The sequence below is a fragment of the Aromatoleum petrolei genome (assembly GCF_017894385.1).
Lineage (GTDB): Bacteria > Pseudomonadota > Gammaproteobacteria > Burkholderiales > Rhodocyclaceae > Aromatoleum > Aromatoleum petrolei.
Window position 1 is genome coordinate 550291 of the sequence record NZ_CP059560.1, and the last position, 13655, is coordinate 563945.

The following is a 13655-nucleotide window of genomic DNA, read 5'->3' on the forward strand; positions in this document are numbered from 1 at the left end:
TGCAGCTATCTTAAGGGGTAATGACAATTTTTCCGATGACTCGTCGCATTAGGAGGTCGTTAAGTGCATCAGCGGTGCGCTCGAGGGGATAGCGCGCCGAAACGTATGGACGGATCTTGCCGGCAGCCATCAGCTCCCCTACCCCTGTCTCGATGGCGCGCGCCGTCTCGGGCTCTCGGCTCAGCGCCTCCCCCAAGAAAACCCCGGTCACGGAGCAGCCCTTCAGCAGGACCAAGTTGAGGGGAATTTTGGGAATCTCACCGGCGGCGAATCCCACCACCAGGTAGCGCCCCTGCCAAGCCATCGCACGCAGGGAAGGCTCCGCGTAGGCGCCACCAACTGGGTCGAGCACCACGTTCACCCCCTGGGGCGCGAAGTGCCGGAGCCTCTCCCGCAGGTTCTCGGCACTGTAGTTAATCAGCATGTCAGCTCCGGCCGCCGCACAGACCGCCAACTTTTCCGGGTTAGACGCAGCGGCCACCACCCGCGCCCCGCACGCCTTAGCTACCTCAATCGCGGCGAGGCCAACGCCGCCCGCGCCGCCGAGCACGAGGACAGTCTCTCCCGGCGACACCCGGCCGAGGATGACCAAACTATAGTAGGCCGTGTTATACGTGATTGACAGGCCGGCCGCCGCCTCAAAGGAAAGGTCATCCGGCATCGGCCGGACGGCGTCCGCATCGACCAGGGCCACCTCGGCAAAAGCCCCGTGCGATCCCTGGGCATAGACCCTCTGGCCGATGGAAAAACCCCCGACCCGCGGGCCCAACGCCTTGATTGTACCGGCAAGTTCGCATCCCACCCCGAATGGCGGCACGGGCCGGTATTGGTGCTTGCCCTGCACGACCAGAGCGTCGGGGAAGTTCACCCCAGCCGCACGCACCTCCACTACCAACTGCCCAGGACCGGGCACAGGCTCCGGCAGCTCCTCGAGGACGAGCGATTGTGGTGGTCCGTAGTGCTTACAGACGATGGCCCTCATGTTCGGCTCCTTGATTGCTTTGCGTGATGCTTCGTTGTTCGTTGAACCAAAACCGGTGTGGGCGCGAATGACTTTCGGGACTGCTGATTCATTCGGTCGCGATCACCTCGCAGGGTTGTTCCAAGAATGCCCCCTAAACGGGGCCTCAGCGGATTCGGCTTAACACGCCTCCACAGCGAAGTTTCCAGCCTTCATCCTTCGCCTAGCGCACAAGGCGAGGCAGAGGTATGAACCGTCATGGAGAATACCGGTCGGGAACATGCGCCCTTCGCAAACTCGACAGCCCGCTGCACGTCCGCATCGCTAAACCGTCGTGCAACTTGGCGCTTGCGTTCCTCGGGCTAAACACCACTCCACACCGGCTAATAAATCTACTCATTTTTCTTGAACGCCGTCAATCTTTCTGAACACAATGTTAATACGACCTATCTTCTAGCTCGTACTACAGCTGGTCTTTACTTTGTTGTCTGATTCTTCTAGCCCAGTGATATCGCTTCACGCGCCCTTGATGCCGGCGTCGCCATCGGGACCACGCCCGGACCATTGACGGTGAGGGGTGTCGCACGAGCGCCAACGCGACAAGGAGCCGGCGCACCTCGGGCACGGTGAGCGTCAAGAGCTCGCGCCGCGTATCGGCTCGACTTTTCCCCCGCGCGGCGAGTGCGCACGACCGAACCGACCAGCGCGCTGGTTGTTATCGGTCCCATCCCTCGAATCTGGGCCAAGCGTTGGCTGGCGAGGGGCATGATTCGATCGAGACGACGCAGATCTATCTCGATGCGAAGCTCCAGATCAAGCAAGCCGATCTCGACAAAGTCGCGCCGCTCGATGCAACGCTGCAGGACGCGTCCAATCCCGCATCGGCATGCGGTTAAGGGGCCGAAATAGTCGTTGCCTTCACCGAGCGGAACCTACGGCCATGGCTGCCGGACTTGGCGTTGGTGCTTTGTAATGCAGAAGTGCGTATTGTTGTATACTTTGAACGTTGTTCTGCTTTCTGCACGCTACAGCCACATCCGCACGCAGCGGACGAAAGCTTGCCCTCGCCATCAAGAACATTCGGAGGATTACTGACATGCCCCGACCCGAACCGCACATTCTTGTCACCGGTGCTACGGGTGCTCAGGGAGGCGCCGCTGCGCGCGAACTGCTCGGCGCAGGCTTTCGTGTTCGCATTCTGACGCGCACTCCGGATGGGCCGGCTGCGCGCGCTCTCGCCGGATGCGGAGCTGGAATCGCAAAAGGCGACATGGGGGATATGGCGTCGCTAATTGCCGCCATGGAAGGCATCTACGGTGTGTTCTCGGTGCAGCAGCCCGATCCGGACGGCTCCGACGCCGAGCGGCGCCATGGTTTCGCCCTGGTGGAGGCTGCACGCCAAACAGGCGTTCGGCACTTCGTCCATGCCTCGGTCTGCGAGGCCGGCCGGCACACCGGGTTTCCGGGATGGGAAAGCGGCTATTGGTACCAGAAATACTGGACTGACAAGTGGGATATCGAAGAAGCCGTGCGCAACGCAGGTTTTCTCCATTGGACGGTATTGAAGCCTGCCTTCCTGATGGACAATTTTGCGCAGCCCAAGGCGCAGCGCATGTTTCCGCATTTGCGGGCAGGACGGATTGTCAGCGCCCTGCTGCCTGAAACCCGCATGCAAATGATCGCCGCCGACGACGTCGGCGCCTTCGCCCGCGCCGCCATCGCCGATCCGATGCGCTTCGACCGTCAGAACATCGACCTAGCGGCCGAAACGCTGACTATGTTCGAGGTCGCCAGCGTGCTCCGCGAGCAATTGCACAAGAGGGTTCGCGCCGAGTCGGTAAGTCCTGGCGACGCCCGCGCGGCGGGCCTTTTCCCCGGCTGGGTGCGCTCGCAGGAATGGACCAACGAAATTGGCTATCGGGCCGACATCTCAGCCCTTAACTCGTACGGCCTCCCGCTCACCAGCTTCCGGCAGTGGGTTGTGCGCCATGCGAGTGAAATCGTCATAGACGTCTGAGAAGCCCCCCATGCCGCGCGTCCATCCCTTACGCACTGCCGGAGGCACTCGACGAAGAGGCGCGCCGTCGAGTGCAAGGCGTACCGCAAGTCAGCGTGCTACCCACGCTGAATCACGCCCCGCCGGAGCTGGCCGAGTGCGGGAGGGCTTGGGCAGCGCATCCTGGATTCCGTCGGTTTCGACCCCGTGCTGCGGAAAATGGTCGTCGTGCGCATCGGACATCTTTGCAGCTCCGCCTACGAATTGACCCAGCACAAGCACATTCCCGAAGACAAGACGCGCATGCGCAGTTGGAACCTGTATTCCAAGCGTTCCGCTCTGCCCAGGGAGTACGCGTCGCTCGCCCTGCAAGTCATTGAGAACCCCTATCTCAATACCGCTCTCTTGCGCCTCGACAGCGGCGCCCGGGTTTGATTTTTCTTGTGAAGGAAACCCATGTCCAACCTCTACGATCTTCCGGAAGACATCTTCGTGACTGCCGAAGGAGCGCTGCGCATCATCACGCTCAACCGGCCGAATGACCTCAACGCATCGACCACCGAGATGCTGTTCGCCTATCCCAAGCTCTTCCGCGCGCTGGCCGAGGATTCGGAGGCCAGGGTGGCCATCCTCACCGGTGCGGGGCGCGCCTTCAGCGCCGGCGGCGATATGCGCCACTTCGTCAAGACGCTCGACGACACGGATTTCGCACGGGCCGTGCAGGAAAATTCAAGGCGCACCATCCACGGCTTTATCGACGTGCCGATTCCCATCATCGCGGCGGTCAACGGTCCGGCGGTCGGATGGGGCGCAACGATGGCAACCCTGTGCGACATCGTGCTGATGTCGGAGAAATCGTTCATGGCCGAACCCCACATCAACATCGGCCTCGTCGTCGGTGACGGCATCTCCGTTTCCTGGCCGCTCTACACGAGCCTGCTGCGCGCCAAGGAACTGATCTTTACCGGCGACCGCATCATGCCGCAACAGGCGGTGGAATTCGGGCTTGCCAATCGGGTCGTGCCGCCGGAAAGACTGATGGATGAGGCCCGCTCCTTGGCAGACAAGCTGCTAAAGCAACCGCGCCAAGCCCTGCGCGAGACGAAGAAGCTCATGAACCTCTATCTCCATCGGTCGGCGGCGCAAATGCTCGACGCCACCCTCGGCCGGCAACTCGCCGCGACGCTGAGCGAGGAGCACCATGCCATTGCGGCTGCGTTCATCGCTCAGCAGAAGCGTAGCCAGTCGTAAGGCCTCCGATCATCGCCAACTACTAATTCAAGATAGCAATGTCAGATAACAGCAAGCGGCTTCTGAGCGCTGAATCCAAGCACCATCATGAGTCGGCTGACGGTGACGATCGACAACTCCTTGCCGAACTGCCGATGAATCCGCGCGCTGCAGATCCTGAACGGGAGCGACACGGCATGAACACGATAATGCTGGAACGGGGCAAGAACGGTATCGCCCTGATGACCTTGAACCGCCCCGAGCGCTTGAATGCAATCACAACGGAATGGATCGAGGATATGCATTCCGCACTGGATGTTCTGGCGAGCGACAGCACTGTGCGGGTCGTAGTCGTCACAGGTGCCGGCCGAGGCTTTTGCGCCGGCTATGACCTCAAGCACTCGGAGGCGGTTCTGAAAGACGGAGACCTCGGACAGGTGTGGGAAGGCATGCTCAGTCAGGAACGCCTGTCCGCTATTGTGAAGCGTGTCCATAAGTTGCCCCAGCCGGTAATCGCTGCGGTAAATGGACCAGCCGCCGGCGCCGGCTTCGCCTTGGTCCTCGCTGCCGACCTTCGCATCGCCGCTGCCAGCGCCAATTTCCATGTCGCCAATGCCCGCATCGGTCTAGCGGCCGGCGATTGCGGCATCAGCTGGCTATTCCCGCGCTTGGTAGGGCTTGCCCGCTGCTATGAGTTGATGCTTACTGGCAGGCCTTTCGATGCCTCTGAGGCTGAACGCATCGGACTCGTCTCCAGGGTCGTGCCCGACGAAATGCTGCTCGATACAACTATGGAACTGGCAACGGCGATCGCCGCCAACTCGGCCTTCGGTGTGCGCATGACCAAGCAAGTCGTGGCCAGTGCCCTGGAAATTGCGAGCTTGGACGTTGCGATCGACATGGAGAATCGCACTCAGGTGCTCTGCGCCTTGACAGGCGACGTGGACGAGGCGATGCATGCCTTCCGGGAAAAGCGGCCTCCCCGCTTTCGTCAGCCTTAGGTTCCTAAGCGTACCGATTCCCACGGCATTCGTCCCCAATCGCCTTGTCGGGAAAATCGACTCCCTGCTCTGGGGGTACCGAGCTCGCGCTGCATGCACAGGATCGGAAGCTTCCTCAACTGCCAGTGGTGCGGTGGCCCGTATGCCTGGCATACGACCGCCCGCATCGACCGAGCCACAAACTGTTTGCCGGTTGACGCGGGCCCCGGCCTCCCCGGCCCGGTCGTTCTGCTCACAGGCCGCGCCTTAGGCTGCCTTCAGGTATCGTTCCGCCATGGCCGCGCGATTCCGCACACGACGGTCGAGCGCATCCAGATCAGTGTGTTGGGCGATGACGCCCGTCTCGTAGCGGCGCTTGATGCCTTCGGCAAGTACGGCGATGCGCCAATAGCAGAAGGCGCAGTAATAGTCGATGGCCTGCAGATCGAAGCCGGTCTTTTCCGCATAGCGCGCAAGAATTTCGTGCCGCGAAGGAAAGCCGCCGGCACGCGTGGGCGCAGGCTGCATCCACACGTCGGGCCACGGGTCTTCGGGCAAGTCCCAGTTGGTCAGCAGATAGGCGACGTCGACCGTCACATCGCCGAGCGCGCACAGCTCCCAGTCCAACACTGCAGCAACGTCGCCGGCAGCCCCCAACATGACGTTTCCGAAACGATAGTCGCTATGCACGATTCCCGTATAGCGCTGCGGCGGACAACGTGCAAGCAGCTCTTTGTGAAGCGAGTCGATGATCGGCAGTTCACGCGTTTTCGTTGTTTCCCATACCTGGCCGAGGCGAATGAGCTGCCGTTCGAGATAGTTGTCCCGCTGTCCGAGGTCACCGAGCCCGACGGCGTCCACTTCGCAACGGTGGAGTTCGGCGAGCGTGTCGACCAGGCTGAACGCGGCTCGGCGGCGCGCACCCGAATCAGCTAGCACCGCTTCGACGTGCGAAGGTCTGTCGAGGATGTATCCTTCCACCCAACGCGTCACATAGAAGGACGCGCCTATGATCGAACTGTCGGTACAGAGCGCTTCCGCAACCGGAACGGGCACCGCGGAGTCCTTCAATGCGGCGAGAATCCGATATTCGCGCACCACGTCGTGCGCGCCATGTCGGGGCTTGAAACCAAGCGGAGGCCGGCGCAGCGCGAACTTCCTGCCGCCGGCTTCATCGACTCTGTAGGTGAGGTTCGAATGCCCCCCTGCGATCAGCTCGAAGCGAAGCGGGGCATGAACGTCAGCGATATTGTCCTGAAACCAGCCATCCAACGCGGCAGCGTCGATGCCTCGGAGCGACGTGTCCATCAATCCTCCAGCCCAATGGGTCGTTCATCCACCATGAGGTCGTGATACTCGCACATGCCTTCGCCGTGCCGTCCGGCCATCTGCCAATCGGTTGGCGACTTGACGATGCGCAGAATTGCTTCCTCCCCCTTCTCGTTATGCTGTTTGTGCCGCAGCGGTAGCCAGGATTGGGGCGTGCCGACGGCATCCCAGATACGTTCGCCGCTCCTGATCCGAAGCTCCACCTTTCTGAGTTCGAAGTTCGGCTCGCCCGCATAGTGGTTCTTCATATCGAAGTCGTCGACAAGGTGAAACTTTCCCTTGTCGAGCACGAAGCCGCTACGCGTCTTCTTGGTCGGACCGACCGCTCGCACGAGCATGAAGCCGTTGTCGTCGTCCAGCGCGGCGATCAGCCAGCGCAGATAGATTTTTGCGTGCCAGTTCCGCGGTCCCCAGGAGTGATCCTTGCCGCCGAAGCCGGCCACCTGCCAGCAATGTTCACCGACCCTCACCGTCCCCGTCGTACGGGCCAGGTGCTGGTAGTGGAAACCGGCCTGGCCGGGCAGGAAGATCTTGTCGATGTGATCCTGATCGAAGCCCATGACTGTCTTGAGCCCCGTTGAGCGACAGACCAAGTCGATGTCAGCGAACGCGCGCGGCGCGGTTTCGAAGGCCCTCTTCGGATCGATGAGTATCCACGGATCGTCCATGACCATGAGTTCCCCCCGATACTGGACGCGATTGGCGACCCAAGGCTGCACGATCTCCCACTGTTGATTGCCCGAGTGCAGCGTGTTAGCCGTTATCTTCGGCCGTTCGAACATGAAAGCGGTTTTGCCGTCCGGGAGGGTGATGCAGGCGGACATCTCTGCCCAGCCTGCGTTCGGCCGATTGCCGATGCGGAACCAGCCGCCCACCCGCTGATTCGCGTCCCAGAAATCGACGTACCGACTTTCGTTCCAGTTGGTTTGCTCCCCCTTCTCATGCACGCCTTCGTCGGCATCCGTCAGCAGAACTCCCATCATCTACTCCCTTTCAAGTTTAGCCACCAGCAAGACTCCGTCGGCTGGATGACCTGTCACTCGACCCGTAGCACCAAGCCTTGGTCACTGAAGAACATACCGCCTATCTTGAGCAAGATAGTCTTGGCCCCATGCACTTGGCGGTCACCGGCCTCGCCCTGCAACTAGGTGACGCCCTCGCCCTCAGCTGCTGATCGCTACGGCCGGGCTGGCAGTGGAACGGCGCGGCAACGTGTAAGTCAGCAGCAAGCCGACGAACACAGCGCAGGTAATAGCCCCGAGGGTCAGCTTGTAGCTCCAGGGCGATGGATAGATGCCCGCGCCTCCGCTCGGATCGCTCAACGTCGACGAATAGAGCAGAAAGGTGACCACTTGGGCCCCGATGGCCGTGGTGGTAGTCCGCACCACCTGCATCACGCCAATGGCCTCGCTAGTACGTTCGGCGGGGATCGCTTCCACGATCAGGTTCGCCAAGGCCGCATAAGTCATACTGGTCCCCACACCGAGGAAGATCAGCAGCGCCACAACGGCCGGAAGCGAGTCATGGATCCCGGTCAGCATGGCCCACCCCACTGTCTGGAAAGCCAAGCCGTAGAGAGCTGCCTGGCGCGCCCCGTAGCGCCCAGTAAGGCGGGCACACCAGGGGGCCGTGATCAAAGCCGTCAGGTTTGAGGGAATCTTGATGGCGCCGGCCAGTGTCGCCGAAAGCGCGAGGCCTACGCCCGTCCATTTTGGCTGCTGGAGCAGCAGGAGCAGAACCAACATCAGCTGGCTAGTGGCCAGGCCGAATAGAATCATGTTGAGGTTGGTAATGGCGATCTGCCAGTTCCGGAACTGCCGCACGTCGATCAGAGGATTCGGGTGGAGCGACTCGTACCGCGCCCAGACGACCATGAGCGCCAACCCGAGTCCGATCATTGCGAGCACAGCCGGGTCATGCCACCCCGCCTTCTTCGCATTGGTAATGGCGATCAGCACCAAGGTGATGGCAGGAAGAAACAACAGGCCGCCGATGATATCCAGGGCCTCTCGCTTTATCTCCATCTTCGAGGGTGGCAGCACCAGTTCGGCCGCGAGGAGCGCGACCACCCCTAACATGCCGGATGCATAGAACAGTGCATGCCATGACAGGTTATCCACAACCACGCCGCCCAGGAACACACCCAGACCGGCGAAGATGACACCTGCCCCGGAAAGATAGCTGATCCCGTGGGGGACGCGGTGTTCCGGCAGCCGTTCTCGCGCCAGCCCGAATGTCAACGGCAGGATCGCGTCCGAGATCCCCTGCAGGGCCCGCCCCACGACAATCCATTCCAGGGTCGGGGCGAATGCTGCGATGGCGGAACCCAGAATCGCCATGACGAACATCCAGCGCAGTACGCGGCCACGCCCGTAAAGATCGCCCAAGCGTGAGGAAACGGCACAGGAGCCTGCGGCAGTGAGGAAATAAGCAGTGATCAGCCAGCCGGCCACGACCGGGTCGCCGAAGAGGCGAATCATCGTAGGCATGGCGGAAAACATCATGCCTCCGTCGAAGCCGACAACCATGACCGCCAGCATGAGGACCGCCATCAAAGAGAGTTCGGATACTGGCTTTTGCGATGGATTCATCATGGCTTTTCCATAGCGCCGCGGACGGGAGAGTGAGGCGGTTTCGCGGGCTTTTGAATAGTTATACGCACTCTGTTCACTTTTTTGTCACAGAATTGCATCATTCCCTTGCGCGTCACTTCCCAGTAGTCGGCCGGGCGCTGGAGGGGGAAAGACTGCGGCAACGCGATGCGAAGGATTCTTGACATACCGCCGGAATGTGTTCACTATAGCGAACACCGTTCATCTTTGTAAAGCGCCTTTGCGCAAAAACGTCCGCTCCCACACGAACCAGCATGGCTTACGCATTGCACGACTACCAACCCGCCATTCAAGATTTTGTCCGCCGCATAGCGCGCGAACGGGTGGCACCGCGTGCCGACGAGATCGACCGCATCGCCGAGTACACGAATGCAATGTCCGATATGCCGTTCGAGTACAGCGGCACGCGCGGCCTTGAAGGGTTCGGCGAGGAGGTAAAGCCGCCACCTTCGAATTTCCACCAGGCAAGCTCGCCAACCGCACTCGTACAAGTCCAGTGCGGGCGACTTGATTGCCGGCTACGCCCGGACGGGATGCCAACTAACCGTTGAGGAACAGTAATGTATCGCCATCTGCTGGTACCCACCGACGGCACCGAATTGTCCAATGAATTAATTGCATCTGCCGTCGGGCTGGCGCGTGCTCTAGGTGCGCGCGTGACATTTTTTCACGCCCAACGCGAATACGCTGCCTCTCTGTTCGGTGATGGGGCCCTTATGCACCTGCTTTCCCCCGACATCTTTGCCGAGATCGCCGCGGGCGATGGACGTGCGGTCTTAGCCAAGGCCGAGACCTATGCGGTGGAAGCGGGGGTGGCTTTCGGCTCAGTGCTCAAGGTGAGCGATTACCCCCATGAAGCGATCCTCCAGACAGCCAAAGATTGCGGCTGCGATCTGATATGCATGGCATCCCATGGTCGCAAGGGGATCAAGAGCGTCATGCTGGGTTCTCAGACGCAAAAAGTGCTCTCGCACGCCCAGATTCCCGTGCTGATTGGACCGAGCGAAAGCAGCTCTTCGGCGCCCATGATGAACAAAACCATTGCCATTATGCAGGACGAGCATCGTTCGCTCGCGGTAATGATCTATGGGATCAGGCACCTGCTGCAAACGGCCAGCAATGAAGGCCTAAGCCCGGATTTCAGTCTTCTGCGCTCAATGCTGTATTACATCGAGACCTTTCCACAGAAGCTGCATCATCCCAAGGAAGAACACTATATCTTTCCGCGGTTGCGCGGGCGGACGAGCGAACTCGACCAGGTAATCGCAGAACTATCTGTCCAGCATAGAGAAGACTCTTACAAACTGAACCAGCTGAAACAAGCCCTGGCGACATACGAGGCGGATCCTGGACGCGGTGCTGACGAATCGATCACAGCCCTTGATGTCTATATGGATTTCACGCGAGCACATATGAGCACCGAAGACAAATTCATATTGCCAGCCGCCCGCCGCTATATTCCCGAGCCCGAATGGGCAGAGATCGCCGAGGCCTTCGGCAAGAACGGCGATCCCAACTTCGGCACAGACCTCACATCCGCCTTCCGCATCCTGTTTACCAGGATCGCGAATCGCACCGCAGCACGGGCGAAGAAAGCCGACCCCGCCTAAGCGGCCCCCAGGTTTCAAAAGACGCAATGACTTCTTTGTAGCATCTCAGAGTCGAATCAAGGAGAAAGAGCAATGGGTCTGTTAGACAACAAGGTTGCGATCATCACGGGAGCCGGGAGCGGGTTGGGTCGCGCTTACGCGCTCTTGCTGGCGAAAGAAGGCGCAGGTGTCGTGGTAAACGACTTCAACGCGGAGAACGCAGCGAAGGTGGTACACGAAATCGAGGTCAATGGAGGTCGCGCGGTTGCCGCAGTCGCCGATGTGAGCAGCATGGCCGGTGGGGAGTCGATCCTCGTCACGGCACTAGAGGCGTTCGGACGTGTTGATATCCTGATCAACAATGCGGGGATTCTGCGCGACAAGGGTCTTGCCAACCTTAGCGAAGAGATGTGGGATGCGGTCGTAAACGTCCATCTCAAGGGTACCTTCTGCGTCACGCAGCCGGTGTTTCGCTGGATGAAGGACAATAAAGCAGGAGGGGTAATCGTCAATACCAGCTCCTCTTCAGGTCTGGCTGGCAATGTCGGACAGACGAACTATGGCGCCGCAAAAGCAGGAATCTGGGGGTTCAGCAATAGCCTCGCGTTGGAGGGAAAGAAATACGGAATCCGCGTTTGGACCCTGGTTCCTGCCGCCGTCACGCCTCTCACAGCGAATGTTCTTCCATCAGAGCTGTCCCAATCGTGGTCACCGGAGCGCGTAGCCCCGGTCATCCTGTACATGGTCAGCAGCCTTTCCGGAGACAAAACGAATAGGACGATCTTTGCCTCGGGCACCAAGATAATGGAGTTGAAGATGGTATCTGGCCCCGTCTTGTCCAATCCCGGAGGTCTTACCGCGCGGGACATCGCTGCGTCGGATAAGGACCTTTTCCTTGACGACAAGGGCCTCGATTTCAACCCCTGAGATGCGTCCAAGGGACATTTACCGCCGCCGCATACGCGTCAAGACTGACACTGGCGAGGCTCGCGCAGATCTCGAAGACGACCCCCACCGCTACGGAGTCACCGTTCGGCACGATTCTGTGCGAGTTGTCGCCGTCGAGGGGCTGGCCCTGCGCACTCCCTGGAGTCTCTGTGCAAGTGCGGCGGCGGCGCTCTCAAGGCTCGAGGGAATGCCGCTTACCACCGATTTCACGAACGTGTATCGGTATATCGACGGCAGCATGCAATGTACGCACATGCTCGACATGGCGGGACTGGCCATAGCGCACGCAGCGCGTGGTATCCGCCTGCGTGAATATGACTTTGAAATCACTTGGTCCGAAGGGCAAGAGCAGCAGTTTGCAACGATGTACGTTGACGGCGTCAACTTCTTGAACTGGACTGTGCAGGACACCCGCATTTTGTCGCCGACGCCCTTTGCCGGGCAGAATCTGAGGACCATGAAGCCCTGGATCGAGGTCAACTTTAATGATCCCGATGAACTGGAGGCGCTCATGCTGTTCAGGCGCGCCATCCACATATCGGGGTCCAGAAGTCTGGATCTTGATGCGCTTCCGAACGCTGCAGCGACAGGACATACGATTGGTGCTTGTTACGTGTTCCAACCAGGTGTGGCTGAACACGCACTGCGCATGCACGGGACGACTCGCGATTTTGGTGACTCTCCGGAACGATTGTTGATGGATCTGGACAGGATTTCCTGAACGCCGCAGATCGACGTCGTTTCGAGAATTCAATACCGAAGCCAGAAGATCAGCAAGACAGTGGAGACAGCATGGCACTAAATTACGAAGTAATCATGAACAGGGTTTTCGCCCCAGTCAGAGCATCCCACTCCAAGAGGGATACTATTCTTTATGCATTGGGAGTCGGCGCTGGGCAGGCGGATCCCTGCGATCCCCAGGAATTGCTTCTCACCTACGAAGAGCAGCTCGAGGCACTTCCGACGATGGCGGTGACGCTCTGTCCGCCGGGCTTCTGGATCATGGAGCCGGAGCTGGCGATCAACTGGAAAATGTTGCTGCATGGTGAACAACGGCTCACCATGTATCGGCCATTGCCGACCGAAGGCGAAGTCATCGGTCAGGAGAAAGTGGAGGCGATCTACGACAAGGGCGCCGGCAAAGGTGCGATCATGCGCATGTCACGAACCTTGACCGATGCGGCCAGCGGTGAACTCATCGGCGTTTCCGAGGCAACGGCTTTCCTGCGGGGCGATGGAGGCTTTGGGGGCAACCCGGATGGCGCGCCAAAGCCCCATCCCACACCCGAGCGCGCCCCTGATCTCAGCATCGCGCTGACGACCAGGCCGGAACAGGCGCTGATCTACCGCCTGTCCGGGGACTACAATCCCCTGCATATCGATCCGACGGTCGCACGAAGTGGCGGCTTCGACCGACCCATACTCCATGGGCTGTGTTCCTACGGGGTTGCCGCACGCGCGCTGGTACGCGCCGTCGGTGAAGGTGCGCCATCCCGCCTGCGACGTTTCGATGCCCGCTTCAGCGCACCAGTATTCCCCGGTGAGACCATCGTGACCGACATCTGGAACGAAGGTAATCGCAAAGCGGCATTTCGGTGCCGTGTGCAGGAGCGAGATCTCGTCGTGATCACTAACGGTTACGCAGAGTTTGCCGTATAACGAAGCCTTACAACGTCGCGCCGACCTGATGGCGGGCGCGACAGGATTGCCAAGTAGGGCAATCCAGGTGCGGCGGATCGGGGCGAAACGCTCCGATCCGCCGCATGCGAGAACTCAGGACATTTGGCGCGAGCTGTTTCCTCAGCGATCTTTTCCGGCGCGCTGTGGGAAGCGGTGCCCGATGCAATCACACTGTTGAAGTTTCGACGCCTGCCAGCAGGAGACGCACGAGCTCACGCACAGGATCTTCGAGGTCATCAAGACACACCTCGCGGAGAAGAGCCTGCTGATGCGCGAAGGCACCACATTGAAGCCAATTGCCTGTGCCCCCGCCGCCTTGCGGCACCCCGT

At 60.2% G+C, this 13655-nt stretch carries 14 protein-coding genes and 2 pseudogenes; 11 read left to right on the top strand and 5 right to left on the bottom strand.

Annotated features, from left to right (window positions below):
- Positions 1-10 precede the first annotated feature (10 nt).
- Entirely contained in the window at positions 11-982 is a 972-nt protein-coding gene (locus tag ToN1_RS02495; RefSeq protein ID WP_169206013.1) for an NADPH:quinone oxidoreductase family protein, read from the bottom strand.
- Positions 983-1587: 605 nt separating this feature from the next.
- On the opposite strand from ToN1_RS02495, the gene ToN1_RS02500 reads away from it, so the two are divergent.
- From ToN1_RS02500 to ToN1_RS02515, 4 genes are all read left to right on the top strand, one after another.
- Complete coding sequence (locus ToN1_RS02500; protein ID WP_169205969.1) at positions 1588-1857, top strand: hypothetical protein; 270 nt, start codon at positions 1588-1590, stop codon at positions 1855-1857.
- A gap of 200 nt (positions 1858-2057) precedes the next feature.
- On the top strand, positions 2058-2978 hold the full coding sequence (locus ToN1_RS02505; protein WP_169206012.1) for an NmrA family NAD(P)-binding protein: 921 nt from the start codon (positions 2058-2060) through the stop codon (positions 2976-2978).
- Positions 2979-3176: 198 nt separating this feature from the next.
- The gene (locus ToN1_RS02510) at positions 3177-3392 is read left to right on the top strand and encodes a hypothetical protein (protein ID WP_169206011.1); all 216 of its coding nucleotides are present in this window, start codon (positions 3177-3179) and stop codon (positions 3390-3392) included.
- 21 nt (positions 3393-3413) lie between these two features.
- The gene (locus ToN1_RS02515) at positions 3414-4208 is read left to right on the top strand and encodes an enoyl-CoA hydratase/isomerase family protein (protein ID WP_169206010.1); all 795 of its coding nucleotides are present in this window, start codon (positions 3414-3416) and stop codon (positions 4206-4208) included.
- Between the two features lie 53 nt (positions 4209-4261).
- On the opposite strand, the pseudogene ToN1_RS02520 reads toward ToN1_RS02515, so the two are convergent.
- Positions 4262-4354 (bottom strand): annotated as a pseudogene (locus ToN1_RS02520) (winged helix-turn-helix domain-containing protein); the annotation flags it as partial.
- A gap of 75 nt (positions 4355-4429) precedes the next feature.
- On the opposite strand from ToN1_RS02520, the gene ToN1_RS02525 reads away from it, so the two are divergent.
- Positions 4430-5188 carry an enoyl-CoA hydratase/isomerase family protein gene (locus ToN1_RS02525; protein WP_244861104.1) on the top strand — a complete coding sequence of 253 codons (759 nt, stop codon included), beginning with the start codon at positions 4430-4432 and terminating at the stop codon, positions 5186-5188.
- Between the two features lie 246 nt (positions 5189-5434).
- On the opposite strand, the gene ToN1_RS02530 is transcribed toward ToN1_RS02525, so the two are convergent.
- The 3 genes from ToN1_RS02530 to ToN1_RS02540 form a co-directional block, all read right to left on the bottom strand.
- Positions 5435-6475, bottom strand: coding sequence for a phosphotransferase family protein (locus tag ToN1_RS02530; RefSeq protein WP_169206008.1), 1041 nt, complete (start codon positions 6473-6475; stop codon positions 5435-5437).
- Positions 6475-7476, bottom strand: a complete 1002-nt coding sequence (locus ToN1_RS02535; protein WP_169206007.1) for a DUF7065 domain-containing protein — start codon at positions 7474-7476, stop codon at positions 6475-6477. The genes ToN1_RS02530 and ToN1_RS02535 overlap by 1 nt, the downstream gene beginning before the upstream one ends.
- A 183-nt stretch (positions 7477-7659) precedes the next feature.
- The gene (locus tag ToN1_RS02540; protein WP_169206006.1) at positions 7660-9090 is read right to left on the bottom strand and encodes an MFS transporter; all 1431 of its coding nucleotides are present in this window, start codon (positions 9088-9090) and stop codon (positions 7660-7662) included.
- Positions 9091-9362: 272 nt separating this feature from the next.
- Between ToN1_RS02540 and ToN1_RS02545 the strand changes: the two genes are divergently transcribed.
- The 6 genes and pseudogenes from ToN1_RS02545 to ToN1_RS25015 form a co-directional block, all read left to right on the top strand.
- Positions 9363-9659 carry a hypothetical protein gene (locus ToN1_RS02545; protein ID WP_169206005.1) on the top strand — a complete coding sequence of 99 codons (297 nt, stop codon included), beginning with the start codon at positions 9363-9365 and terminating at the stop codon, positions 9657-9659.
- Between the two features lie 9 nt (positions 9660-9668).
- Positions 9669-10718, top strand: a complete 1050-nt coding sequence (locus ToN1_RS02550; protein ID WP_169206004.1) for a universal stress protein — start codon at positions 9669-9671, stop codon at positions 10716-10718.
- Positions 10719-10790: 72 nt separating this feature from the next.
- Entirely contained in the window at positions 10791-11624 is an 834-nt protein-coding gene (locus ToN1_RS02555; RefSeq protein ID WP_169206003.1) for an SDR family NAD(P)-dependent oxidoreductase, read from the top strand.
- 1 nt (position 11625) lies between these two features.
- Positions 11626-12366, top strand: coding sequence for a DUF2889 domain-containing protein (locus tag ToN1_RS02560; RefSeq protein ID WP_244861109.1), 741 nt, complete (start codon positions 11626-11628; stop codon positions 12364-12366).
- Positions 12367-12437: 71 nt separating this feature from the next.
- Complete coding sequence (locus ToN1_RS02565) at positions 12438-13304, top strand: MaoC/PaaZ C-terminal domain-containing protein (RefSeq protein WP_169206001.1); 867 nt, start codon at positions 12438-12440, stop codon at positions 13302-13304.
- Positions 13305-13472: 168 nt separating this feature from the next.
- Positions 13473-13638 (top strand): annotated as a pseudogene (locus tag ToN1_RS25015) (IS5/IS1182 family transposase); the annotation flags it as partial.
- Positions 13639-13655: the final 17 nt, after the last annotated feature.

Bases quoted from the DNA above. Each gene is read 5' to 3' on its own strand.
- ToN1_RS02525 (WP_244861104.1), top strand. From the start codon at position 4,430: ATGACCTTGAACCGCCCCGAGCGCTTGAATGCAATCACAACGGAATGG.
- ToN1_RS02555 (WP_169206003.1), top strand. From the start codon at position 10,791: ATGGGTCTGTTAGACAACAAGGTTGCGATCATCACGGGAGCCGGGAGC.
- ToN1_RS02495 (WP_169206013.1), bottom strand. From the start codon at position 982: ATGAGGGCCATCGTCTGTAAGCACTACGGACCACCACAATCGCTCGTC.
- ToN1_RS02560 (WP_244861109.1), top strand. From the start codon at position 11,626: ATGCGTCCAAGGGACATTTACCGCCGCCGCATACGCGTCAAGACTGAC.
- ToN1_RS02540 (WP_169206006.1), bottom strand. From the start codon at position 9,090: ATGATGAATCCATCGCAAAAGCCAGTATCCGAACTCTCTTTGATGGCG.
- ToN1_RS02550 (WP_169206004.1), top strand. From the start codon at position 9,669: ATGTATCGCCATCTGCTGGTACCCACCGACGGCACCGAATTGTCCAAT.
- ToN1_RS02565 (WP_169206001.1), top strand. From the start codon at position 12,438: ATGGCACTAAATTACGAAGTAATCATGAACAGGGTTTTCGCCCCAGTC.
- ToN1_RS02530 (WP_169206008.1), bottom strand. From the start codon at position 6,475: ATGGACACGTCGCTCCGAGGCATCGACGCTGCCGCGTTGGATGGCTGG.
- ToN1_RS02515 (WP_169206010.1), top strand. From the start codon at position 3,414: ATGTCCAACCTCTACGATCTTCCGGAAGACATCTTCGTGACTGCCGAA.
- ToN1_RS02545 (WP_169206005.1), top strand. From the start codon at position 9,363: ATGGCTTACGCATTGCACGACTACCAACCCGCCATTCAAGATTTTGTC.
- ToN1_RS02510 (WP_169206011.1), top strand. From the start codon at position 3,177: ATGGTCGTCGTGCGCATCGGACATCTTTGCAGCTCCGCCTACGAATTG.
- ToN1_RS02505 (WP_169206012.1), top strand. From the start codon at position 2,058: ATGCCCCGACCCGAACCGCACATTCTTGTCACCGGTGCTACGGGTGCT.
- ToN1_RS02535 (WP_169206007.1), bottom strand. From the start codon at position 7,476: ATGGGAGTTCTGCTGACGGATGCCGACGAAGGCGTGCATGAGAAGGGG.